The sequence below is a fragment of the Mesotoga sp. B105.6.4 genome (genome assembly GCF_002896535.1).
Taxonomy (GTDB): Bacteria; Thermotogota; Thermotogae; order Petrotogales; family Kosmotogaceae; genus Mesotoga.
In genome coordinates this window covers 20,550-43,942 of sequence record NZ_JWIM01000009.1, presented here as the reverse complement: position 1 = coordinate 43,942, position 23,393 = coordinate 20,550, and the positions used below count along the sequence as shown (strand labels likewise).

Annotated in this window: 21 protein-coding genes, 2 tRNA genes and 1 pseudogene; 15 read left to right on the top strand and 9 right to left on the bottom strand. The window is 47.5% G+C overall.

Annotated features, from left to right (window positions below; translation table 11 throughout):
* Positions 1-448 precede the first annotated feature (448 nt).
* Positions 449-524 (bottom strand) — tRNA-Pro (locus RJ60_RS04440).
* A gap of 14 nt (positions 525-538) precedes the next feature.
* Positions 539-1,660, bottom strand: coding sequence for a tRNA 2-thiouridine(34) synthase MnmA (gene mnmA / locus RJ60_RS04435; RefSeq protein WP_258006173.1), 1,122 nt, complete (start codon positions 1,658-1,660; stop codon positions 539-541).
* Positions 1,661-1,880: 220 nt separating this feature from the next.
* Between mnmA and RJ60_RS04430 the strand changes: the two genes are divergently transcribed.
* From RJ60_RS04430 to hutH, 5 genes are all read left to right on the top strand, one after another.
* Complete coding sequence (locus tag RJ60_RS04430) at positions 1,881-2,603, top strand: basic amino acid ABC transporter substrate-binding protein (protein ID WP_103134127.1); 723 nt, start codon at positions 1,881-1,883, stop codon at positions 2,601-2,603.
* Positions 2,604-2,652: 49 nt separating this feature from the next.
* Complete coding sequence (locus RJ60_RS04425; protein ID WP_103134126.1) at positions 2,653-3,300, top strand: amino acid ABC transporter permease; 648 nt, start codon at positions 2,653-2,655, stop codon at positions 3,298-3,300.
* A complete protein-coding gene (locus RJ60_RS04420; RefSeq protein WP_103134125.1) occupies positions 3,297-4,049 on the top strand; it encodes an amino acid ABC transporter ATP-binding protein in 753 nt (250 codons plus the stop codon). The genes RJ60_RS04425 and RJ60_RS04420 overlap by 4 nt, the downstream gene beginning before the upstream one ends.
* Positions 4,050-4,054: 5 nt before the next feature.
* Complete coding sequence (locus RJ60_RS04415; protein ID WP_374704102.1) at positions 4,055-4,726, top strand: amino acid ABC transporter permease; 672 nt, start codon at positions 4,055-4,057, stop codon at positions 4,724-4,726.
* Positions 4,727-4,822: 96 nt separating this feature from the next.
* The gene (gene hutH, locus RJ60_RS04410; protein WP_103134124.1) at positions 4,823-6,307 is read left to right on the top strand and encodes a histidine ammonia-lyase; all 1,485 of its coding nucleotides are present in this window, start codon (positions 4,823-4,825) and stop codon (positions 6,305-6,307) included.
* A gap of 97 nt (positions 6,308-6,404) precedes the next feature.
* On the opposite strand, the gene RJ60_RS04405 is transcribed toward hutH, so the two are convergent.
* Positions 6,405-6,492: transfer RNA gene (locus RJ60_RS04405), tRNA-Leu, on the bottom strand.
* A gap of 49 nt (positions 6,493-6,541) precedes the next feature.
* Between RJ60_RS04405 and RJ60_RS04400 the strand changes: the two genes are divergently transcribed.
* Positions 6,542-7,285: a type 1 glutamine amidotransferase gene (locus RJ60_RS04400; protein WP_103134123.1), complete on the top strand. Its 744-nt coding sequence runs from the start codon at positions 6,542-6,544 to the stop codon at positions 7,283-7,285.
* Between the two features lie 345 nt (positions 7,286-7,630).
* Positions 7,631-7,893 (top strand): annotated as a pseudogene (locus RJ60_RS16480) (GNAT family N-acetyltransferase); the annotation flags it as partial.
* A 105-nt stretch (positions 7,894-7,998) separates the two neighbouring features.
* Here the strand turns inward: RJ60_RS16480 and RJ60_RS04395 are convergent.
* From RJ60_RS04395 to tdh, 3 genes are all read right to left on the bottom strand, one after another.
* Positions 7,999-8,967: a calcium/sodium antiporter gene (locus RJ60_RS04395; protein WP_258006175.1), complete on the bottom strand. Its 969-nt coding sequence runs from the start codon at positions 8,965-8,967 to the stop codon at positions 7,999-8,001.
* 71 nt (positions 8,968-9,038) lie between these two features.
* Positions 9,039-10,223, bottom strand: a complete 1,185-nt coding sequence (locus tag RJ60_RS04390) for a glycine C-acetyltransferase (RefSeq protein ID WP_103134121.1) — start codon at positions 10,221-10,223, stop codon at positions 9,039-9,041.
* A 22-nt stretch (positions 10,224-10,245) separates the two neighbouring features.
* A complete protein-coding gene (gene tdh, locus RJ60_RS04385) occupies positions 10,246-11,277 on the bottom strand; it encodes an L-threonine 3-dehydrogenase (protein WP_180979907.1) in 1,032 nt (343 codons plus the stop codon).
* Between the two features lie 733 nt (positions 11,278-12,010).
* On the opposite strand from tdh, the gene RJ60_RS04380 reads away from it, so the two are divergent.
* From RJ60_RS04380 to RJ60_RS04360, 5 genes are all read left to right on the top strand, one after another.
* Positions 12,011-13,138 carry an ABC transporter substrate-binding protein gene (locus RJ60_RS04380; RefSeq protein WP_099831105.1) on the top strand — a complete coding sequence of 376 codons (1,128 nt, stop codon included), beginning with the start codon at positions 12,011-12,013 and terminating at the stop codon, positions 13,136-13,138.
* 102 nt (positions 13,139-13,240) lie between these two features.
* A complete protein-coding gene (locus RJ60_RS04375; protein WP_103134119.1) occupies positions 13,241-14,128 on the top strand; it encodes a branched-chain amino acid ABC transporter permease in 888 nt (295 codons plus the stop codon).
* A 5-nt stretch (positions 14,129-14,133) separates the two neighbouring features.
* Complete coding sequence (locus RJ60_RS04370) at positions 14,134-15,180, top strand: branched-chain amino acid ABC transporter permease (protein WP_103134118.1); 1,047 nt, start codon at positions 14,134-14,136, stop codon at positions 15,178-15,180.
* Positions 15,167-15,940 (top strand): ABC transporter ATP-binding protein, encoded by a 774-nt coding sequence (locus RJ60_RS04365; RefSeq protein ID WP_103134117.1) that lies wholly within the window; start codon positions 15,167-15,169, stop codon positions 15,938-15,940. The genes RJ60_RS04370 and RJ60_RS04365 overlap by 14 nt, the downstream gene beginning before the upstream one ends.
* The gene (locus RJ60_RS04360) at positions 15,933-16,637 is read left to right on the top strand and encodes an ABC transporter ATP-binding protein (RefSeq protein ID WP_103134116.1); all 705 of its coding nucleotides are present in this window, start codon (positions 15,933-15,935) and stop codon (positions 16,635-16,637) included. The genes RJ60_RS04365 and RJ60_RS04360 overlap by 8 nt, the downstream gene beginning before the upstream one ends.
* A gap of 459 nt (positions 16,638-17,096) precedes the next feature.
* On the opposite strand, the gene RJ60_RS04355 is transcribed toward RJ60_RS04360, so the two are convergent.
* The 3 genes from RJ60_RS04355 to obgE are packed head-to-tail and all read right to left on the bottom strand — an operon-like array spanning position 17,097 to position 19,906.
* On the bottom strand, positions 17,097-18,038 hold the full coding sequence (locus RJ60_RS04355) for a tRNA-dihydrouridine synthase (protein WP_103134115.1): 942 nt from the start codon (positions 18,036-18,038) through the stop codon (positions 17,097-17,099).
* The gene (nadD, locus tag RJ60_RS04350; RefSeq protein ID WP_103134114.1) at positions 18,031-18,615 is read right to left on the bottom strand and encodes a nicotinate (nicotinamide) nucleotide adenylyltransferase; all 585 of its coding nucleotides are present in this window, start codon (positions 18,613-18,615) and stop codon (positions 18,031-18,033) included. Before nadD ends, RJ60_RS04355 begins: the two co-directional genes overlap by 8 nt.
* The gene (gene obgE, locus RJ60_RS04345; RefSeq protein WP_103134113.1) at positions 18,587-19,906 is read right to left on the bottom strand and encodes a GTPase ObgE; all 1,320 of its coding nucleotides are present in this window, start codon (positions 19,904-19,906) and stop codon (positions 18,587-18,589) included. Before obgE ends, nadD begins: the two co-directional genes overlap by 29 nt.
* A 66-nt stretch (positions 19,907-19,972) precedes the next feature.
* Here obgE and RJ60_RS04340 point away from each other — a divergent pair, with 66 nt between their 5' ends.
* From RJ60_RS04340 to mutS, 3 genes are all read left to right on the top strand, one after another.
* Positions 19,973-20,212 carry a DUF370 domain-containing protein gene (locus tag RJ60_RS04340; protein ID WP_103134112.1) on the top strand — a complete coding sequence of 80 codons (240 nt, stop codon included), beginning with the start codon at positions 19,973-19,975 and terminating at the stop codon, positions 20,210-20,212.
* Positions 20,213-20,220: 8 nt separating this feature from the next.
* On the top strand, positions 20,221-20,838 hold the full coding sequence (gene clpP / locus RJ60_RS04335; RefSeq protein WP_103134111.1) for an ATP-dependent Clp endopeptidase proteolytic subunit ClpP: 618 nt from the start codon (positions 20,221-20,223) through the stop codon (positions 20,836-20,838).
* Positions 20,839-20,908: 70 nt separating this feature from the next.
* Positions 20,909-23,362: a DNA mismatch repair protein MutS gene (mutS, locus tag RJ60_RS04330; protein ID WP_103134128.1), complete on the top strand. Its 2,454-nt coding sequence runs from the start codon at positions 20,909-20,911 to the stop codon at positions 23,360-23,362.
* Positions 23,363-23,393: the final 31 nt, after the last annotated feature.

The following is a 23,393-nucleotide window of genomic DNA, read 5'->3' as shown; positions in this document are numbered from 1 at the left end:
AAAACATACTCTATTATACCACTAAAATCAAAGAAAACCAAACATAAATAGAAAGATCAACATAACTTATAACCTGCATCATTATTGCACATACATGATATCTAAGTCTAAATGTCAATCGATTATTCTGAAAATATTATTCCTTATAGTTGCCACCACCATATTCTTTTCATAAAATAAAGAACTCCCTTCTACAGCGAGTTTCAAAGACCGTTGTTACTCTTTCGTCATTTTTGGTGACAAAGTCAGGAAGAGAGAATAACAGAAATAGGAACCCTATCCTTTTCATTTGTTCCACCTCCAGATCGATCGATCAGAGGAGAAGACAAAGAGAACTACTCTCTGTAAGAACATTCTAGCAGATCAACTCAAACAAACGATCATCTGGAGAGCCAGGTGATTGCCCCTGGTTCTCACAAAAAAGAAACAGACCCTGAAGGGCCTGCTCTGGTCAGGAAGCGGGGACTTGAACCCCGGACCTCTGGTTCCCGAAACCAGCGTTCTACCAACTGAACTACTTCCTGTCTCGAAAATTCTATCACGTGTCGTCTCCACTTTCAAGAACGCTATTTCCCTCGATAAAGGCGCTGCCGGCTACTAAATCATCGACATAGAATACCGCAAGCTGTCCCGGTGTAACCGCCCAAACTCCTTCGGGGAAGTCCACCCTGACTCTATCGTCACCGATTAAGAATACTCTTGCAGAAACGGACCTCATCGAGCTCCGAATCTTGCACTCGCAATCAAACGCTTCAGCCGGATCAATAAACCAATTAAGATCTCTTCCGATGAGAGAGTAGGACACTAATCTCTCCCTCTGTGAGAGGACAAGCCTGTTCTTATCAGTATCGAGCCTCTTCACGTAATAGCGTCCCTCGCCCGAAATGCCGATCCCCTTTCGCTGCCCAATCGTATAGCCGAAAAGCCCGGCATGTCTTCCCAGAAGATTACCCATTTCATCCTCAATAGGCCCCGGTTCATCCTTCACGCCACGAGACTTGAGAAAGCTTCTGTAATCCCCGTGAGGTATGAAACAAATCTCCTGAGAGTCCTTCTTTGAATGAACGGGAAGAGAAAGCCGACTGGCTTCTTGCCTCACTTCCTCTTTTGTCGTGTCGCCTAGAGGGAAGAGAATTCTCCCGAGCTTGCTCTTCCTGATTCGCGAGAGGAAATACGACTGATCCTTTGAATTATCAAGAGCTCTCGCAATGAATAACTCATTATCGTGCGCGGCCAATCTCGCGTAATGGCCGGTCGCTATCTTTTCAACTCCAAACGAGCTCATTTTCTCCAGCAGCAACCCGAATTTTATCGAATCGTTGCAAACCACGCACGGATTGGGCGTCTCTCCGCTCATATACGAACAAACAAAGTATTCGAGAATCGATTCGAATTCTTCTCTTAGATCCACGATCGTCAGCTCTATTCCAAGGTGTTCGGCAACGCCTTTTGCCTCTTGTACAGCCGGGTTATCGAGTGAACTGCCCGGAATAACGATCATGTGATAACCAATTACATCGTTTCCCTGTCTAATTAATCGAGCGGCCGCGACGGCACTGTCGATACCACCGCTCAATGCTATACCTAATTTCATGATAATCACCATCTCTATGTTAACAGCTGTTTTTGGCTCAAGTGTTGCTAAAGAGTATAATATCAATGAGCGATCCGCTGTGCACTCTGATTTTCGGCACCGTTTCGGTACCCGTTGATGACAACAGTCGAACTCGAAAAGGGATTTTGAAAGCATGGGCGATCGATTTTCAACTGCGGTGGTTCTATTTCGCATTGAACCCATAGCGCAAGAAGAAAGTCAGGTTCTCAGTATTGAAAGCAAATGGATATACAATCAATTCATCTTCAGTTTAAGGAGGGGTATCATGAAGAAAACATTGCTAGTAATGCTTGCTCTGGTGATTTTGGGAGGCTTCGCCTTTGGAGCAAAATACGTTGTCGGAACGAGCGCTGACTTTGCGCCTTTCGAGTCTGTGGAAAACGGGGTGTTTGTAGGCTTCGACATCGACCTAATCAACGCTATTGCAGAAGAGATGGGCTTCGAAATCGAGATCAGAGATATGAGCTTTGATTCACTTATTGCCGCGCTCGTGTCGGGAAACCTCGATATCGTCATCTCCGGAATGACTATTACAGATGAAAGAGAAGAGGTTGTCTCTTTCTCGAAGCCATACTGGACAGCAGATCAGAGCGTAGTCGTTCGAGAAGACAGCGAAATGAGCGTCACTGTGTTGTTTGGCAAACACAACATAGGGGTACAGACAGGTACGACCGGAGACATCTGGGTAGAGGAAAATCTTGTTGAAACGAAGATCCTCACAGGCGATTTCAGGAGGTACGACACTTACGTTCTCGCCATGACTGACCTTGTAAACAAGAATGTGGATGCGATAGTCCTGGACGCACCGGTTGCTGAAAGCTTCGCTGAGGTCAGACCAGTGAAAATCGTTGCTATAATCAAGACTTACGAGGATTACGGAATAGCAGTAAACAAGGCTAACAAGGAGCTTCTTGAGCTTATCAACGAAGGGATTTCCAGGCTCGAAGAATCCGGAAAACTGAACGAACTTAATCTAAAGCACTTCTGATTGAAGGGCGGAGGTAGCCATAGATAAACTCGGATTAATAGTCGATTCTTTGCCCGCACTTCTGAGAGGATTGTGGGTAACACTTCAAATAACGTTTCTAACTCTGGGGTTGGGCCTGATTCTGGCCCTCCCCATTTCTTTTGGTCAAGTGTACGGCAATAAATGGCTTAAGGTATTCATCGCGGTCTACGAAAAAGTTCTGCGGAGCATCCCTGAACTTGTGATCCTCTTTCTCATATTCTACGGATTTCCTAGAATTGGAATAAGATTCTCTCCCTTTGCCGCGGTCGTAATCGGGCTTGGCTTCCGATCATCTGCCTATCAGTCCCAGATCTTCAGGGGAGCTATCAACTCCGTAAGTTCTACTCAAATGAGAGCTGCGAGATCATTGGGAATGACCAATTTGAATGGATTCATCAATGTCGTACTTCCCCAGGCTGTGAGGATCGCTCTTCCACCCTGGACAAACGAGTTCACTATCGTACTGAAGGACTCCTCGCTGGCATACGCTCTAGGAGTTACAGAGCTTCTCCGTCAGGGAGGATACATTATTGCTACGAAGTATGAGCCCATGTTGATCTACCTCACAGTGGCCGCAATGTACTTCATCGTTACGATCGTTATTAACAAGAGTTTGGGAAGCGTGGAAAAACGCCTTGCAGTACCCGGATTCGATATAAAGGAGACGGTAAGATGACCAACGATAAAGTCGTGCTAAGAGTCGAGAACCTGAAGAAATCCTTTGGCGATAATGAAGTCCTTAAGGGTGTATCTTTCGAAATGAAAGAGGGAGAGACCAAAGTAATAATCGGCCCGAGCGGAACCGGAAAGAGCACTCTCCTGGCCTGCATCAACATGCTAGTCTCTCCAAACGACGGCAGAATTTGGCTTGAAAATGAAGAGATCACTTCTGCAAAGAACATAAACAAGATTCGTCAGGAGATAGGGTTTGTGTTCCAGGATTTCGGCTTGTTCAATCATCTTACAGCTCTTAGAAACGTTATGGTCGGCCTGACAAAAGTCAAGAAGATGGAAAAGAGCGCAGCAAAGGACCTTGCAATGGAGGAGCTGAAAAGAGTCGGGCTCGAGAAGGAAGCGGAGTTGTATCCTGCTCAGCTCTCTGGCGGTCAGAAGCAGAGAGTCGGGATAGCACGTGCGCTTGCCATGCAACCGAAGATTATCCTCTTCGACGAACCGACTTCTGCACTTGATCCAGAACTGATCGGCGAGGTCCTCTCAGTCATGAAGAATCTGGCTGAAAGCGGCATGACGATGCTGGTAGTCACTCACGAAATGGGATTTGCGAGAACCGTTTCGGACGAGATCATCTTCATGGAGCACGGTCACATAGTCGAGCAGAGTTCTCCGGAAGAGATGTTCAAGAACCCCAAGAACCCTCGCACAAAGGAATTTCTCTTTAAGCTCAACGAGCTGTACGGGGAGTGAATGAATTGGAGAGAATCTGGAAGATCGTTGTCAACCACTGGCCAAAACTCCTTGAAGGGCTCGGCGTAACGCTGGAAATGACTCTTATAGCCGTGGTCATAGGCTTTGTAATTGGCGTGATTCTTGCAATTGCAAGAGTATATGGAAACAAGTTCTTCTATGCTATTTCTACGGCGATCATTGAAGTGATCAGGGGAACTCCGCTGCTTGTTCAGCTGTTTATTCTGTACTACGGCCTTCCGCCCCTTGGAATAAACTTAACGCCTTTCACCGCGGCGATAATCGGTTTCGCAATAAACAGCGGATGTTATCAAGCAGAGTATTTGCGAGGCTCTATTCAGTCCATTGCGGGGAACCAGATGAAAGCCGCAAGATCCCTTGGAATGACAAAGTGGCAGGCGATAATGCAGATTATTATGCCCCAAGCGTTTAGAAGAGTTATCCCGGCGTGGACAAATGAGTTCATATACCTCCTGAAATACACCTCTCTAGCCTATATAGTTGGAGCACCGGAACTTATGGCCCAGGCAAAGTTCATAGCTTCTAGAAACTTCCAGTTCTTCGAAGTCTATCTCGTGGTTGGCGTTATTTATCTCGTTGTGGTTCTCTTCTTCACAAAGCTTTTCAGCATACTCGAGAAGAAGGTCGAGATTCCGGGCCTTGAGTGGGTTAGATAGAGCGATTGTGGTAAGTCTTTTTCTGATGGAGACTGCCTGATGATGAAAGATCGAACAAACTCTTCAATTTTGATAACTCTCTCTGGAGGTGGGTAAGTGCAGATCGATGGAGAACATTTGACACTCTCTGGTCTCTACAATGTAGCATTCGGAAATGAGTTCTGCTCAATCAATGAACTCTCTGCCAAACTTCTCGATGAAAGAAGAGAGTCTCTGGAAACGAATAGCATGAAGAAGACGATTTACGGCGTGAATACGGGATTTGGAGTTATGGCCGATCATCGGATCTCCCCGAAAGACCTGGACGCACTGCAGAGAAATATCGTTCTCTCTCACGCGGCCGGAGTGGGCGAACCACTGAAAGAGGAACATGTCAGAGCGGTAATGTTGGTTAGAGCCAATTCACTCCTGAAGGGCTATTCAGGAGTTAGAAAGTGTGTGGTTCAGAGAATTCTCGATCTGCTGAATAATAGAATCGTACCGATTGTTCCGGCAAAGGGTTCCGTTGGAGCGAGCGGCGATCTTGCCCCTTTGGCACATATAGCGATGACGCTTATTGGTGAGGGGAACTGCCTCGTTGACGGAAGGCTCGTTTCTTCCTCACAGGCACTTGCCAGCAAATGCCTTGAACCGCTTGTTTTGAAGGCCAAAGAAGGTCTCAGCCTTCTGAATGGAACCGCCCTGATGGCCGGATTGGCCGGGTGCTCAACCTATACTGCCTCAAGGCTACTCGATCAAGCTATCCTTGTAGCTGCGATGTCCGTCGATGCGCTGATGGGCAGTACCTCTCCATTTGACGAGAGAGTTCACAAAGCAAGACCTCATCGCGGTCAGACATATGTTGCGAAAAAGCTTAGAGAGTCTCTCGAGGGAAGTGAGATAAGGACTTCTCATCTCGATTGCGATAGAGTTCAGGACGCATACACACTCAGGACTATCCCTCAGGTTTACGGAGCGGTCAAGGATACCATCGAGTATGCAGAAGCCGTTCTTGAGACCGAGATCAACTCGGCGACCGATAATCCTTTGATATTCGAAAACGGGGACGCGATTTCAGGAGGCAACTTTCACGGGGAGCCCGTTGCTCTAGTGGCAGACTTCCTCTCAATAGCTCTTACAGACCTCAGTAATATGATTGAGAGAAGAATAGACAGACTCGTGAATCCAAAGCTAAATGATCTGCCCGCCTTTCTGACAAACGGAGAAGAAGGTCTCAATTCCGGATACATGATCTGGCAGTACACGGCGGCGGCACTGGCTTCAGAGAACAAGACCCTTGCGCATCCGGCCTCTGCTGACTCGATTCCCACATCCGGCTTCCAGGAAGACCATGTGAGCATGGGAGCCTGGGGAGCAAGAAAACTCTGGTCGATACTGGACAACGTTGCGACCCTTATCTCTATTGAGGCGCTTCTCGCATTCAGAGCTCTGTCGTTCCGACATCCCAAGAAGTCCGGTTCTGTTATAGAAGAGTTGTTTGAAGAGATTGCAAGCATCGTTCCTGATCACAGAGAGGATCGTTATTTTGGAACGGAGTTTTCAAGTGTAAGAGAACTTCTATTTAAGAGGGCCGGTCTATAAGTAGAGGTTTTCATAGAAGGAACTATCGATGAAAAGTTTTAATTGCACGCTAATTCCAGAAAAAAGAGGACGATTATTCGTCCTCTCGTGGAATTCTTGGTGCCGGGGGCGGGACTTGAACCCGCACAGGCGGTATGCCCACATGAACCTGAATCATGCGTGTCTGCCAATTTCACCACCCCGGCATCGCACAAATAGTAGTTTATCATTCGCTGTGAGAGGTGTCAAGAGTCAATGAAGGAAGAGACTGTACAGTCAATTATACGTTTGTTTGCACTGGTTGTGTTTGCATGTTTCTTTCCAACTATGCTAACTGCTTCGTACGATAATAGAGGAGTCGTTGCCCTCTTTCTGAACGACCCGGCATATGAAGCCAAGCTATCACCGATTGAGCGTTCGCTTGCGGAACAGGGCATCAGGTACAGGATCTTCAAGATATTCAACGATGAGCTTCCCGAAGATGAAAACGAATACGCGGGCGTTATTATTGCAGGTGGCGACTCAATGAGGAACTACATCGACTGGAACAATAATGTCTATCAGGGCGGAGAAATAATACTGAGGGGCGAAGTCCCTATACTTGGTATTTGTCTGGGTCATCAGATAGTCTCGAGAGTGTACGGCTCCGTTCTATATTACAGTGAGGAGCGCCGCTGGCACGAAGTAAGTTTTGTGAAAGAGGACAGGATTCTCGAGGGACTTGACGGAAGCCTTCTCGTATGGGAGAATCATGCCTACGCCGTCGCCTCGATTCCAGATCAATTCGAACTCTTTGCCAGGGGGAACGTAACCCCTATTCAAATGATCAAACACAAAGAAAAGGAGATCTACAGCGTTCAATTTCATCCGGAAACCCAGGCAGGTTTCCTCGGTAACCCGCCAGGCTGGAAGCTCATAAAGAACTTTGCAGAAATGGCAAAGGCCACTATCGAAGACCCGCCGCTGCCGGCGGATAGAAGAAGAGTATTCCCCTACTGACCTTTCGACGATTGGCAACTCCTTAATGGTCAAATGAATTCCGTATTGTCCGACCAGTGATTTTGCAAATGGGGAGAAGTGCGGAGAGATGGAGATAAGAGAAGTCAATCCCTAATCACTCTCCGGGAGAGTTGTAAGGTATGAGTATTTAAAGTAATAGATACTTTGACCTTTCAATAGAACGAGACAGCGGCATATGGACGATTCAAAACTCCGTTGAGAGTTTTTCTGCCCAATACATTAAAGACTTTGCCCACAGTATAAAAGAACCATTCAAGGCGTCGCCCATTGTTTAGGCGCTCAAGAAAACGGTAAGGAGCTGGGGCTTCTGTCTTAGAGAGTGAATGGAACGACTCTCTCCGTATCTGGGACGTCCTTGTCTGGAAGGATTATAGACGGAAAGGCGTTGGCACGGAACTTATGAATACCGCAAAAAAGAAGAAAAGGGATTAAGACGTCTAGTACTGGAAACTCAAAGCAGCAACTTTCCCGCGATCTCTTTCTACCTCAAGTATGGATTCGAGCTGACCGGGTTCGACACTGCCTGCTACACAAATAGAGATATCGAGAACCACGAGTTCCGCATGGAATCCCACTATCTTCTTTAGATAGGGCTAGCGTCCTTGGAGATCTTCTCGCTTCTGGTCTTGTCTGCAGTTGTCGGGATTGGTAGCACCTCCGATCATGTATGCGAATCTCTCAGCAGTCCTTCATCAGCCGCTTATTATTGTCGATACGATGAATGCACAGTAGATAATCATCAGCAGAACACCTTTTGGCCTGTCAAGTCTTTTTGTTCTGAGCAGAAGCAACGGCAGAACTATAGCAAGTCCCAGCGCAAAAGAGATTTCGACAACGAGAGACCTGTGAACCGATATAGGCGATATCGTTGCCGAAACTCCCAGAACAAGAAGCAAGTTGAAGATATTCGATCCCACCACATTTCCTATGGCGAGATCACTGCGGTTCTTCTTTACCGCCGCAACAGTGGTTACAAGCTCCGGAAGAGACGTCCCAAAGGCAACAATAGTCGTTCCTATCACCATATCGCTGACTCCGAAAACGCGAGCTATCGACGATCCCCCGTTAACCACAAGATTACCTCCGATAATTACACCGGCTGTTCCCCCGATAGTTGCCAGCCAGGCAAGTACCGGATACTTCTCAAAGAGCTCTATGTCTCTCTTTCCTTCTACTTCAACAATGTCGGAGATCTTTCTGTCTCTCTTCGCCATTGCGAACACATACATCATAAAGATGACAAAGAAGGTAGTCAAAACAATTCCGTCACTTCGATGAAGACCGTTGCCATTTCCAAGTATCAATGCTCCGCTTGCAACAGTGATCAATATCACAAATGGTATTTCATAGCTCATAGTTGTCTTGCTTACGCCAAGAGGCGTCAAGAAAGCCGCGACTCCGAGGATCAGCGCGATGTTGGCGATATTAGATCCGAGAACGTTACCGAGAGCGATTCCGGAGCCCTTGACGGCTGCCTGAACGCTCACCGCAAGCTCCGGCGCGGAAGTTCCTAGAGCAACAATAGTCAGTCCGATAAGCAATTCAGAAATCCCGAGATTCTTGGCAATCGCCACAGATCCATCTATAAGAAAATCGGCTCCCTTGATCAGCAGAGCAAAACCTGCGGCTAGCATCAGTAAGGCTATAAACAACGGCCACACCTCCACGAAAAGCAGCGGCATCCGCCGCCGCAATAAGACCATTATATTCAGTTTCGGTGAAGGAAAGGTTTTTACTTTATGACAGCGAGTTCCTTCCCGATCATCTCGAACTTTGAAACCGCAAAATCGAGATCCTTTCTTGAGTGAGCGGCACTTATCATGACTCTTATTCTTGCCTTTCCTTTCGGGACAGTAGGAAAACCGATAGAACTTGCGAATATCCCTTCTTCAAAGAGCCTCCTGGAAAACGCTGCGGAAAGCTTTGCGTCGTAGAGCATCACAGGAGTTATGGGTGTCTCGGTATGACCCGTATCAAACCCCAACGCTTTCAGCTGGTCCTTGAAGTAATCCGCGTTATTCCAGAGAGTCCTGACCAACTCATCGGATGAAGAGAGTTTCCTGACGGCCGCTATTGCCGCAGCGGTTTCGGCCGGAGAGAGGGATGAACTGAAGAGAAATGGGCGCGCCTTCTGCTTCAGGTAATCAATCAGAGTCTTCTTGCCAGCAACGAATCCTCCGACTATACCAAAGGCCTTAGAAAGAGTTCCGACTTCAATATCCACAATTTCATGCAATCCGAAGTGGTCGACTATTCCTCTCCCGTGGCTCCCAAGGACGCCTTCGCCGTGAGCATCGTCAACCATCAGAATCGCACCGTATTTGTTCGTCTTTTCGACGATTTCAGGCAGCGGAGCAAGATCACCGTCCATCGAAAAGACGCCGTCAGTTATTACTAGCTTTCTCCTTGCCCCATCGGACTCGGCCTTTTTCAGTTGAGTCTCCAGATCATTTACATCTTTATGCTTCCATACATATCTTTTGGCCTTTGCAAGCCTTACTCCATCGATTATGCTGGCGTGGTTCAGTTCGTCAGAGAGAATCGCATCTTCTTCGGATACGATCGGGGCAATCACCGCCTGGTTTGCATTGAAACCGGATTGGACGACCAGTGTAGATTCAACTCTCTTGAAAGCCGCAAGCTCTTTTTCAAGGTCATTGTGCAATTGAAGGGTCCCGGCGATCGACCTTACCGCTCCAGGCCCGACACCCCATTTTCTGACACCGTCGATCGCGGCTTCCTTAAGCTCTTCATCAAAACATAGCCCGAGATAGTTGTTTGAGCACATGTTGAGGACCTTTTTCCCCTCGATATTCAGCCAGGCGCCCTGGGGAGATTCCAGTGTTCTGATCTTCAACAGCAAACCCTTTTCTTCTAGCTCTTCCATCTCCTGCTTGAGTACATTAAAGTCAAACATCTAAACACCTCCGTAAAACCAATCAGAATTCGAGGACAACTTTTCCAGAAATTCCCTTCTTCATCGCGTCGAATCCCTCTTCGAATCTCTCAGCTGGAAGAATATGTGTGACAACCGGAGAAAGGTCGATCCTCTTGTTCTTGAGCAATTGAGTCGCCACCTGCCAGGTCTCAAACATCTTTCTTCCTGTTATGCCGTACATAGTTAAGCCCTTGAAAGTGAACAGGCCGTTTATATCAAATGACACATCACCTGGAAAGACCCCTAGCAGTGAGACAACGCCTCCGTTCGTAAGACTTCGAAGTCCCTGCTCAAAGGCGGTTGAATTGCCGGACATCTCCAGAAAAACATCTGCTCCGTTTTCTTCGGTTATCGACCTGACTCTCGAAGGGACGTCTTCCTTTGTGGGATCGATTATTGTGTCCGCTCCCATCTTTCTTGCCAGGCCCTTTCTAAACTCTTTTATCTCCGTCACAATAACCTGTGCCGCTCCCGAAACCTTCGCCACTGCAACTGCCATAACGCCTATCGGTCCGGCACCGGTGATCAAGACATTCTTTCCAGTGAGATCCGTTACCAGCGCAGTGTGGATTGCGTTTCCAAATGGTTCCATAATCGATGCATACTCCAGAGGAATCGAAGGATCGACTTTCCATAAAACCACTTCCGGTACCCTAACATATTCTGCGAATACCCCATCTCTATGAACACCGAGGATCTCCATGTCTTTGCAGATATGCATCTTCCCGGTCTTGCATTGAAGACATTTCTGGCAAGGAATATGGGTTTCCGAGACTACAGAATCCCCGACAGAAACTGATGAGACCTCTCCGCCAATGTCTACGACCTCTCCGGTAAATTCATGCCCTCCTATCTGAGGCGGCCTGATTCTCTCCTGCGACCATTTGTCCCAGTCGTAAATATGAAGATCGGTCCCGCAAATGGAAGCTCGCTTTACCTTCACAAGCACGTCGTGCGGACCGAGTTCACGCGGGACCGGAACCCTTTTCAGCGTCAGGCCCGGCTCCCGCCTTTCCTTCACTATTGCAACCATAGTATCCGATTCCAACAAAATTCCCCCCTTTCATTTATTACTCTACATTCCAATTGTAAGTTAAGGTTTGGGTTTCAGAAAACTCACCGCCGGTCATCTATAACCAATTGATAATGATGACGGCGCTCGACTTGTTTAATCCTTCTTATAGCGTACCGAATAGAAAACATGAGAGAACATGGCTTCCAGATGAAGAGGCCGGACAAAAACACAAAGGACAATAGACCGATCATTATCATAGTGAACTCTGTTCAGGGACTGTTGAAACTATTTGCCGGCAGTCTTCAAAAAAAGAATACGGAACAATCTCTCCCAATTCTTTATCTTACTCGATTCATAACAAAAACGTTAGTGATCTGTGACTGCTTGTCTTTGGTTTCCAGATAGATAGAAACCGATTATCAGGTTTCTTCGCTCCAATTGACCAATAAAGGCGTTTTTTGAGAAGAGGCCATTATTACTTCACATGGTATTATCATTTCGAGTAGTGCAGTGTTATGTTTTATTTTAATCTTAATGAGTATTACATGCCCTACTCTGTCCTGAGTTAGTGATCGGGTACCGGTTTGTGATGAAGCCCACTGCTGCAGTCTTGATTCGCACCCATTTGTTGCTCTCATTCTGCATAGTTGACAAGTCTAATATGTTAATGCTTAAGCTGTGCTTTGAGTAACTATCGATTATTCTGGGGTAGCTTCGGCTATAGACGATCATAATTGTGGAGGTGAGGCAAGTGAAGAAAATTCTCGTTCTAGCCGTAGTTCTGCTTCTGGGATTTGTGTTGTTTGCAGTTGACCCGATCGTTATTGGCGTCTTCGAACCTATGACCGGGCCTTACGCAGCCGGAGGCCAGCTTACAATGGAAGGCGTTACTCTCGCCGCCGAGCAGGTAAAAGAAGTTCTTGGCCGACCGATCGAGCTGGTTCTTGTCGACAACAAGAGTGAAAAGGTGGAAGCATCAAACGCCGTCTCAAGGCTGATCCAGTTCAACAAGGCATCGGTAATCATCGGCAGTTACGGAAGTGCCGTTGCAATACCCGGCAGTGAAGTGGCAAATGCTGCTAAGGTACCGATGATAGGATGTTCACCGACCAACCCGCTGGTTACTTTAGGGAAGCCTTATGTTTTTAGGGTCTGTTTCATTGACCCATTCCAGGGAAGCGTAATGGCGAAATTCGCTGTTGATGAACTCAACGCGAAGACGGCTGTGATCATTCAGGACATCGCTTCAGACTATTCGGTTGGACTCTCGCACTACTTCCAGAATTCCTTCAAGGCGCTTACTGGAGACAACAAATCGATCAGCGGTGTCATCTCTTATCAGACGGGTGACCAGGACTTCACTGCTCAACTGGCATACGCCCAGGGTAAAAACCCAGATGTAATCTTCATACCTGCTGCTTCTTATGGAGAGGCGGCGCTCATCATTAAACAGGCTCGCGAACTGGGAATTGAGTCTCAGTTCTTGGGCGGCGATACTTGGGAAGTCCCCGAATTCCTGCAGGTCGGCGGTGCAGCCGTCGAAGGCAGCTACTTCAGCACACACTTCGACGTAGCAGTAGCACCGACGCCAAAAGCCGCCGAGTTCATAGAAGCTTTCAAGGCCAAGTACGGAGTCGAACCGAGCGCCTTTTCCGCTCTGGGATACGATGCGTTCATGCTGGCTGTAGACGCTATTATCAGGGCAAATTCGGCTGTTCCTGAGGATATTAAGAACGCTCTGAGCGCAACTGTGAATTTCGAAGGAGTGACGGGGTACATAACAATAGACGAGAACGGCGACGCGGTTAAGGATGCGATTGTTAGAAAAGTCGAGGATGGAGTCTTCAAGTTTGTAAGTGTTGTAAAACCTGTCCAATAGATGAGGCCAAGACAGTGATTTTCCAGGTATCGGAGGTATCGGACGCAGGCCAATGCCTGCGTCCTTACTAAGGGCGGCAGCCAAGCTAAAGGTGGTGGCAGGATGAGCTCTAGCGTTTTTTTGCAGCACCTTGTTAACGGAATCTCATTGGGTTTCATATTCGGACTTATAGCTATCGGCTACACTCTCGTCTATGGAGTAGTCAAGCTCGTTAACTTTGCTCACGGAGATGTATTCATGATGGCTACCTTCTTTGTGTTCTATGGCTTCACTTTGTTCATGATGCCCTGGTGGCTGGCGGTTCTGTTCGGTATAATCGCGACTATCTTGCTGGGAGTCGGGATAGAGCGTGTTGCATATAGACCATTGAGAGACGCGCCGAGAATCTCATCGCTCTGTGCTGCAATAGGTATGTCCTTTCTTCTCCAGAACATTGCCACGGTTGTCTTCGGCGGAAGGCAGAAGTCCTTCTATGTGCCTCCATCACTGACCAGGACATTCATTGTTGGTGGAGTCAGAATTCAGGCGATAACCATAACTACCATTGTGGTTTCAATAGTAGTACTCCTTCTGCTTACCTTTCTGGTTAAGCGTACGAAAATGGGATTGGCTATGAGAGCCCTATCTGTAGACTTCGAGACAGCCAAGCTAATGGGAATAAACGTAGACAGAACAATCGCATTCACATTTGCGATAGGTTCGGCACTCGCTGCACTTAGTGCAATTCTCTGGGCTCTCAGATACCCACAGATATGGCCTTTCATGGGAGTCTTTCCGGGCTGGAGGGCCTTCACTGCAGCGATAATCGGAGGAATTGGAAGTATTGTGGGTGCTCTTGTCGGTGGATTAATGCTTGGCATGGTTACGATTCTGCTGGTCGCCTTTTTCCCCGAGGCGGCAGGTTACAGAGACGCTATAATCTTCGTTCTTCTCGTCATGATTCTTCTTGTGAAGCCAACGGGTTTGTTCGGCGAGAAGACAAGTAGGTGAGTTATATGGATCGCAGAATGAAGTTGGTCTTAACCATAGTTAGTCTTCTGATCTTCATTATGTTGCTCTGGCTTGCCGAGAACTATATCGATGCTTTCATCAAGAGAATCTTGAATGTTGCGGCCATCTACGTGATACTGGGAGTCAGTCTCAACCTTATAAACGGCTTTACCGGTCAGTTCTCTTTGGGCCACGCGGGTTTCATGGCTCTTGGCGCGTACGCCTCGGCATTACTGTACATGTCGCCATCTCTAAAGGCAATGAACTTCTTCATACAACCGATAATATGGCCGTTAAGCGAAATAGAGATTCCCTTCTTCTTTGCACTACTTGTTGGCGGTGCTGTTGCGGCTATTGCGGGCTTCGCTGTTGGAGCTCCGTGCCTTCGAGTCGGAGGAGATTATCTTGCCATAGTAACCTTTGGCTTTGCAGAGATAATTCGCGTAATGCTCAACAACCTCCAGAGTGTTACTAACGGACCACTGGGCCTGAAAGGACTTCCCACGTATACAAATCTTTACTGGAGCTGGGGTTGGGCATTGTTCACGATCTTCTTCATAAAGAGGCTGGTGGACAGTAGCTACGGTCGGGCGCTGAAGTCAATAAGAGAGGATGAAGTTGCGGCGGAGGCAATGGGAGTGAATCTCTTCAAACACAAAACTATGGCCTTCGTCATCGGCGCTTTCTTCGCTGGAATTGGAGGCGGACTACTCGGCAGTCTGCTGATGACAATCGATCCGAATTCTTTCAACATCTCCTTGACCTTTCAAATTGTTATGATTGTCCTTCTAGGAGGGCTTGGAAGCATAACCGGGAGTGTTGTGATGGGCATTTCGGTTGCCTTCTTGATGGAACTGCTCAGGTTCGTGGAATCGCCCATGACGATATTTGGCTTCACGATACCCGGGATTTCTGGCATGAGGATGCTGATCTTTGCTCTGATCCTCGTAATTACTGTGATCTTCTTCAGAAGAGGCCTTTTTGGCCACAAAGAGTTCACATGGGAATGGATATTCAGATCAAGAGGGAGGAATGCAGATGAGTCTGCTTAAACTTGAACAAGTAACTAAGAGATTCGGCGGACTCACTGCGGTCTCGGATTTCAATCTCGATCTTCAGGAGGGAGAGCTGGTAGGACTTATAGGACCTAATGGAGCCGGAAAGACAACTGTGTTCAATCTAATAACAAATACGTATTACGTAAGCGAAGGCAGGATTCTCCTCGACGGAAAAGACATCACCGGAATGAAGACAGATAGAATCGCCGCAGCCGGTATCGCTAGAACATTCCAAAACATCCGTCTCTTCGGAGAGCTGACAGTTCTGGAGAATGTGCTTACGGCCTGCCACCTGCGCCTGAAGTCCTCTGTTATTTCTGCCGTCTTTGGGCTGCCGGGATACAGAAGTGAAGAAGTGGAGATGCACGGCAAGGCAAGAGCCCTGCTCAAGACACTTGGCCTGGACAAGTATGAGCGAGACCTGGCCGGATCTCTTCCCTACGGCCTTCAGAGAAAACTCGAAATTGCCAGAGCTCTAGCGACGCAACCGAGAGTGTTATTGCTGGACGAGCCGGCCGCGGGGATGAACCCGGAAGAGACGCTTGCCCTGGCGGCTCTGATCCTTAGAATTCGAAAGGACTTTCAGCAGACGATTCTGTTGATTGAACACGACATGAGCCTTGTCATGACCATATGCGAGCGGATTATCGTCCTTGATCACGGCGTCACTATCGCAAAGGGACTTCCGGAGGAAATTCAGAACAACCCTGATGTAATAACCGCCTATCTCGGAACGGGTGATTTGTATGCTTAGGGTAGAGAACTTAAACGTATATTACGGAGGCATCCATGCTCTGAAGGGAATCTCTTTCAACGTTGAGGAAGGGAAGATCGTCGCCCTTATCGGTGCGAACGGGGCCGGAAAATCGACAACTCTGAGAAGCATCTGCGGCCTCAAGAAAGTGAAAGATGGCGAGATAGTCTTCAAGTCAAGGAGTATTACAAACAAGTCCACAAATGAAATCGTGAGGGCAGGAATGACTCTGGTCCCTGAGGGAAGAAGAATCTTTCCGAACCTCACGGTAATCGAGAACCTTATGCTTGGGGCATTTCTAAGAAAAGACTCTGAAGAAATCGAAAGGGATCTTGAATGGGTGAACACTCTCTTTCCAATACTGAGAGAGAGAAAGGATCAAAAGGGCGGAACTCTCTCGGGTGGTGAGCAGCAGATGCTTGCCATAGGCAGGGCGCTGATGTCTAGACCGGATCTTCTTATGCTCGACGAGCCTTCGCTTGGACTCGCTCCAGTAATAGTCGGCGAAGTATTCAAGGTAATTCGAAAAGTTCACGAAGAGGGTAAGACGATTCTCCTGATCGAGCAGAATGCCCTCGGTGCACTGAAGCTGGCCGATTATGCCTACGTACTTGAAACGGGGCGGGTCGTCCTTGAAGGGAAAGGAGAGGAATTGCTTAACAACGACCTTGTGAAAAAATCATACCTTGGAGGTTAGTAAAGCTTGTATTCGAAAACCAACACTCTTTCGGAAGATGTCCGGCATACGATCAGTTGTGAGAGATCGATTAGACAACCCGAGGAAACGAAATGCTCGTAGCCGAGCTGAAGTTTAGAAGCAAGAATCTAACAACAACTGCTTAAGAACAAGGGAGTCCTTTATCAGGCAGATCGCATACAGAGCACAGATCACTATCGGCCGCACTCCAGCCAACCCGTATTCACCGCCGAGCTCTTCTCGCTTTCTCAAAACGGACAGTAAGTGAGTATCGCCATTTCTAGAACTCAACGCAACAGCAATGCCTTGAATTCATCTTCCCTGGCAAGTGGCCGCATCATAGGCGAAAACCTTCACTGCCTAGTGAAATTCTCCTTATCCCGACTTTGCAAGCGGGCAGCCTGCGGTGCTAAGAGGATCTTGAAACACAATAAGCATTTGAATTTCTTGAATGAGGAGTCAATATTTGGAAAGTTGCCGCTCTGGAATGTAATTTCTGAAAAGTTCCTTGACTTCTGAGAGAGAGTTGCACTTCATGTATTCACTTCTGAGATTCGATGCATGCCTTATGTTCCGTGTATAACCGGCAAATGATTTTCTAAGATCTCTAACTGCTTGTTCTTCACCAACCGCCTCGGCAAGCCTTCCGAAGTGTATAAGAAAGTAATTGAGTCTTTCGGGAAGCGTGAGATTATCGTATGAGCCAAACTCAATGAGGTCTCTCGCCTGTCTGAAGATCCAGGGATTGCCGATCGCTCCTCTCGCAACGACAACGCCATTTACCGAATACTGTCTCAAAGCCTTTGCGATCGCCTCTGGGCTATACATATCGCCAGAACCGTAAGAGAGAATGCCTTCCGAATGAAGAATCTGGGTGAGACGCTCGATCTCTTTCCAATTTGCTGCCCCCGAATAGCCTTGCGATACGGTTCTGCCGTGAATGAAGACCGCTTTGGGTTTTGCTTTCAATATCGGGTAGATGATCGCTTCCGTTTCGATGTTTTCGATGCCGAGTCTTATCTTGACTGAAACAGGAATATCGACCGTCTCTTTCAGGGCGACAATCATCTCAGCGATTTTTTCAGGTGTTCTAAGCAAGGCGCTCCCTGCCCCTCTTCTCGTTACTTTTCTTACAGGACAGCCGGCGTTAATATCGATCCAGGTCGCTATGCCGTTAAGCCGGGCGGCTGCCTTCGCCATTCTCGATACGCATGAACCAAAGAGCTGTATTCTCGTAGGGGCTGACGGGATTATCTCGTCTGTTTTTCCCGATCCCCTTAGGACACCTTCTACGCTAATCATCTCACTGAAAACAAAATCCGCTCCCCATTCGAGCGAAAGCTGCCTCATTACCTCATCTGTATATCCAGCCATGGGGGAGAGACCGATTTGCTTATCCATAGTAAGTCGTTACCTCGTCCAGTATTGAATCGGGAACCAACCCTTCAATCGACTTGCCTTCCACAATCTTCTTCCGAATCTCGGTCGACGATAAGTCGAAACGAGGTGCGTCCAGCCAGACAACTTTCTCGACGAAGGGCAAGTCAACACTGCCTTCACTTCTCGGATAAACCACTATTGTCGCTTCATTCAGTAGAGCTTTGTATTCATACCAACTCTCCAGAGTAACTAAGCTGTCCTCGCCGATAACGAGAAACGGTTTGCAGCCGTGAACCTCTGCGAAGTGCCTGACCGTGAAGAGTGAATAAGAGATTCCTCCCCTTTCTCTTTCATAATCAGACACACACGCTTGCTCGACTTCACAGAAAACCTTCTTGAGCCAAGATCTTCTCAGGTCGTATGGTGCAACCGTACTGGAAACTTTGTGAGGAGGAATGTACGCTGGAATAACATAAAGCTTCTCAAGCCGTAGTTTCTCGATTGCCCGGGTCGCTACAGCAACATGTCCCATATGAACCGGGTCGAAAGAACCTCCGAAGATGCCTATCTTAATCTTTGAACACATATTCTTTGTCATCAATAACTACAGTGTCTCCTTCCTCAATCCCCGCATTCCTGAGTTTTGAAGAGAGTCCCCCCTTTTCCAGCTTGTCCATTATGAAACGGTCCCTGTATTTGAAAGCTCTGATTTTTCTCGTGTAGAAATCAACGGCCGGTCCAAGAACAACATATCTGCCTTCAGAATCTTTCTCAACTCTGAAGTCTTCCGGATAGGGAGCGGTAAGCACAACCGGTTCGACCTGGGGCAAAGGAAGATCTTCTTCAACCTTCATCGACGACAAGTAGGAATGATCGCTTTCAACGTTTTTCCAGATCGTCTCTTTCAACGCATTGACTCCCTCGCGAGTAGCAGCCGAGATTGGAATAATATCTTTGCCGATCTTCTTCCTGAATATCTCCAACTTGTTTTCACGTTCTTCTTGAGGAAGAAGATCGCACTTGTTTGCAACTACTATCTCGGGCTTATCTGCCAGCTCCTTCTTGTAGAATTCAAGCTCGTAACGAATATCGTCATAATCCTGAAGGAAGTCTCTTCCCTCGCTCTCAGAGATGTCCAGGAGATGAACTATAGTCTTGCACCTCTCTATGTGCCTCAAAAAGCTGTGGCCGAGACCGACACCCTGATGTGCTCCTTTGATTAAACCCGGAACGTCTGCCACTATGTATCCCTGTTCGTCATTCGCCATAACAACTCCGAGATTGGGCGAGAGGGTTGTGAAGTGATAATTTGCTATCTTCGGTCTAGCATTCGACATAACGGAAATGAGCGTCGATTTTCCGACGTTTGGGAACCCGACCAGTGCAACATCGGCCAGAATCTTCAGCTCCAGCCGAACAAAGAGTTCTTCTCCAGGTTCACCGTTTTCTGCTGCCTTGGGCGCCTGATTCGTTGAAGAGACGAACCTCGCATTGCCCCTTCCACCCTTTCCGCCTCTGGCAATCGCAACGATTTGACCGGGATTGCAGAGGTCGGCAATGATCTCTCCACTCTCCGCGTCATATGCAATCGTCCCAACGGGCACTCTTATAACCAGATCCTTTCCCTTCTTTCCGGCCATATTTGAACCATGACCGCTCTCCCCGCTTTGAGCGATGAATTTCTTCTTGCGTTTGAATTCATAGAGCGTGTTTATTGAATTGGTCGATCTGAGAAAGACATGGCCACCCCTGCCGCCATCGCCGCCGTCAGGACCTCCAAAGGGTATGTACTTCTCTCTTCTGAAGGAAACTGAACCATTTCCTCCATCTCCTGCCTTAACATATATGCGCCCCGTGTCAACGAGACTCTCCTGATCGTTAGCTAGCACTGGAACACCTCCGCCGTATCTCCATTATGTTATAATAACATTGTTATTGAAAGGAGGAAAGTAGAAGTGGATTACGTTGTCAACGTCGGTTTCGAGTCCTTTGTGGTAAGGGATAGGATTCTCGCCGTTCTTCCTATCGAAAGCTCAGCTGTTCGGCGTCTTAAGCAGCTCGGCATGGAGACCGGAAAGATCGTGAACCTTACTTTCGGAAAGAAAACGAAGGCCGTATTGATAACAGACAGCGGTCACGTAATTTTCTCCTTTCTTCCGCCAAAGAGAATTATAGAAAAACTCTTCGATAATTAGGAGGCTTTATGGACATAAACATGGCACCTTTCGTCCCTTACGTAGTTGAAGACAGAGGGAGGGGTGAAAGAATCTTTGATATTTACACTAAACTGCTTTCCGAAAGAATAGTGTTTCTCGGGTGGCCCATCGATGATGAAGTTTCAAATATCGTCGTGGCTCAACTCCTCTTCCTTGAATCTCAAGACCCCGAAAAGGACATAAGTCTATACATAAACACCCCGGGTGGTTCGATAACTTCCGGATTGGCGATATACGACACAATGCAGTATGTAAAGCCCGACATCTCTACGATTTGCATTGGGATGGCAGCCTCGATGGGCGCGATATTACTTGCCGGAGGAACAAAGGGAAAGAGATTTGCGCTACCTAACTCAAGGGTAATGATTCACCAGCCTTTCGGTGGTGCAGAGGGAGTAGCCAAAGACATCGAAATCCGGGCGAAGGAGATTCTTTACCTAAGGGACGAACTGAACAAAATCCTTGCCAGACACACTGGACAATCAATAAAGAAGATAGAGAAAGATGCCGACAGAGACTTCTTCATGAGTTCTGCCGAAGCTGTCGAGTATGGGATGATAGACAAGGTAATCGAACAAAAGACGAAAGAAAAAGCAGAAGAATGATAGAGAGACATTAACCGGCCGGCGCTGAGCGCCGGCTTTTGATGTATCCGGAGTGGATAAAGTGGCCGAAATGACACCGATGATGAAACAATACCTTGAAGTCAAGAGGAATTACAAGGATTGTCTGGTTCTTTTTAGGCTTGGTGACTTCTACGAGACTTTTCTCGATGATGCTAAGCTAGTTTCAAATGAACTGCAGATAGTTCTAACTTCAAGAAACGGGGTGCCGATGGCGGGCGTCCCCTACCACTCAGTCAACGGCTATCTCAAGAAGCTTGTGGAAGCGGGTTACAAGGTTGCGATTTGCGAGCAGACAGAGGATCCCGCGCTTGCGAAGGGACTCGTGAAGAGAGAGGTTACCAGGGTAGTTACTCCTGGAACTCTTGTAGAAGACGAGCTACTACCCGAAAATGCAAACAACTACATTGTCTCTATTGGAAAAGCCGAAGAGAACTTCGTTCTGGCAACGGCAGACGTATCTACCGGCGAGGTACTCCTGTCAAGCGCCGACGACATCGTCTCGTTGAAGGACTCTATCGCAGCTATCGGGCCGTCTCAAATACTACTGAAGGAAAGTCTGAAGAACCTGAAGAAGGAGATTTCGTCGGCATCGTTTGCAATGGTAGAGATAGTCGAAGACTGGCATTTTGCACTTTCTTCGAGCATTAATTACATCAAAGAGTTCTATTCGATAGTCGCTATCGATCATCTCGAACTGGATGATACTCAGATCGAGGTTCTCGGAGCTCTGTTCAAGTACCTTGAGTCGATCAATCTCGGTCCCATGAGACATCTTTCGCTTCCAAGGGTTATCAGAAAGTCCGACTCTATGCAGCTCGATGCTTCCACTATCGAAAACCTGAATCTCTTCAAGCTCGAAAGAAAGGGTTCGCTCTTCGAGATACTTGATGAAACTGTTACTGCAATGGGAAGAAGAAGGCTGAGACGGTGGCTGTTTTCGCCCCTTGTCGACAAGAATAGAATCGAGGAAAGGCTGGACACTGTTCAAGCGCTAAATTCGGATCGCCGGCTTTTAAATGAACTCAGAGAATATCTGCAGCATGTATTCGATATCGAGAGAATAAGCACCAGACTTTCAATAGAGAAGGCCGCACCAAGAGACCTGCAGTCACTTAGAACCTCCCTCTCGGTGCTACCCTTTATCAAGGAGCTACTCTCGAGCGAACCGGCTCTTGAAAGACTGAGCGACCGGGTCGAACTCTTTCCTGAAGAGCTCGATCTTCTTCAGCGCAGCATCATGGATGAACCCTCCTCAACAGCTGGAGAAGGAAATGTAATCAGAATGGGGTTCAACGAAGAACTGGACGTCCTTCGAGATCTCCTTGACAACTCGGTTGAGAGGATGAAGGCGATCGAAGCTAGTGAAAGAAAAGCAACGGGAATCTCTTCTCTGAAGGTCAAGTTCAACAAAGTCTTCGGTTACTTCCTCGAAGTCCCGAAGAGTCAGACTAACAAGGTCCCCGAGAGCTATACCAGGAAGCAGACTCTTGTGAACTCCGAGAGATATATTACACAGGAACTCAAGTCGTTTGAAGACAAGATACTGAGCGCAAACGAAAAGATAGAGACACTCGAAAAAACTCTCTTTTCGAGTGTCTGTTTACAGCTTGCTAGTTCACTGGAGAGATTCAAGAGTGTAGCGCTGGTATTATCTGAAATCGACGCTTCTCAGTCGCTGGCATCTGTAGCAAGAAGAAACAACTATTCTCGCCCCCGCTTTTCAGAGCATGGAAAAGTGAAGGTTTCTAGTTCGAGACATCCTATTGTAGAGAAATTTGTGGCTGACTTCACGCCTAATGACATATCCATGAGCCGTACAGAGAATTTCTTCATTGTAACAGGACCGAACATGAGCGGAAAATCCACTTTCATACGGCAGATTGCCCTGCTCTCGATCATGGCTCAGATCGGCTCATTTGTGCCTGCAGATGATGCGATGCTTTCAATCTATGACAGGGTCTTCACAAGAATCGGTGCAAGGGACGAACTGGCAAGCGGGAAATCGACTTTTCTAGTAGAGATGATGGAGACGGCAACGATCCTCTCCAAGGCGACGGAAGACAGCCTGGTGATCCTGGACGAAGTGGGCAGGGGAACAAGCACCTTTGACGGTATTTCAATAGCATGGGCGGTTTCAGAGTTCATATACGAGGCGGTGGGATGTCACACGATATTCGCCACTCATTTCACGGAGCTAACCGAACTCTCTAATATGTACACGGGCATCAAGAACAAGACTGTCCGCATAGTTGAAACCGAAGAAGGAATAGTATTTCTCCACAAAGTTGTGGACGGAGTTGCAAACAGATCCCACGGAATAGAGGTTGCCAAGCTTGCAGGAATTCCCGAGACAGTTCTCTCCAGGGCAAAAGAGATTTTGAAGGTGATCTCCAAGCAGTCTGCCCTGGACAAAGCTGTCAGGGTATTGACAGCCGAAGATCTCAAGGAGATAAGGCAATCAAAGAAAGGAAAGATGAACAGAAATCAGATCACTCTATTCTGATGCTGATAAGACATTCTGCATTCCGGAGGTT

Excerpts from the sequence above, each read along its gene's own strand:
- RJ60_RS04355 (WP_103134115.1), bottom strand. The coding sequence starts at position 18,038 with ATGGATAAGCAAATCGGTCTCTCCCCCATGGCTGGATATACAGATGAG.
- RJ60_RS04360 (WP_103134116.1), top strand. The coding sequence starts at position 15,933 with ATGCTTAGGGTAGAGAACTTAAACGTATATTACGGAGGCATCCATGCT.
- tdh (WP_180979907.1), bottom strand. The coding sequence starts at position 11,277 with ATGGTTGCAATAGTGAAGGAAAGGCGGGAGCCGGGCCTGACGCTGAAA.
- RJ60_RS04365 (WP_103134117.1), top strand. The coding sequence starts at position 15,167 with ATGAGTCTGCTTAAACTTGAACAAGTAACTAAGAGATTCGGCGGACTC.
- RJ60_RS04430 (WP_103134127.1), top strand. The coding sequence starts at position 1,881 with ATGAAGAAAACATTGCTAGTAATGCTTGCTCTGGTGATTTTGGGAGGC.
- mutS (WP_103134128.1), top strand. The coding sequence starts at position 20,909 with ATGACACCGATGATGAAACAATACCTTGAAGTCAAGAGGAATTACAAG.
- RJ60_RS04370 (WP_103134118.1), top strand. The coding sequence starts at position 14,134 with ATGGATCGCAGAATGAAGTTGGTCTTAACCATAGTTAGTCTTCTGATC.
- RJ60_RS04400 (WP_103134123.1), top strand. The coding sequence starts at position 6,542 with ATGAAGGAAGAGACTGTACAGTCAATTATACGTTTGTTTGCACTGGTT.
- nadD (WP_103134114.1), bottom strand. The coding sequence starts at position 18,615 with ATGACAAAGAATATGTGTTCAAAGATTAAGATAGGCATCTTCGGAGGT.
- RJ60_RS04390 (WP_103134121.1), bottom strand. The coding sequence starts at position 10,223 with ATGTTTGACTTTAATGTACTCAAGCAGGAGATGGAAGAGCTAGAAGAA.
- RJ60_RS04375 (WP_103134119.1), top strand. The coding sequence starts at position 13,241 with ATGAGCTCTAGCGTTTTTTTGCAGCACCTTGTTAACGGAATCTCATTG.
- RJ60_RS04420 (WP_103134125.1), top strand. The coding sequence starts at position 3,297 with ATGACCAACGATAAAGTCGTGCTAAGAGTCGAGAACCTGAAGAAATCC.
- clpP (WP_103134111.1), top strand. The coding sequence starts at position 20,221 with ATGGACATAAACATGGCACCTTTCGTCCCTTACGTAGTTGAAGACAGA.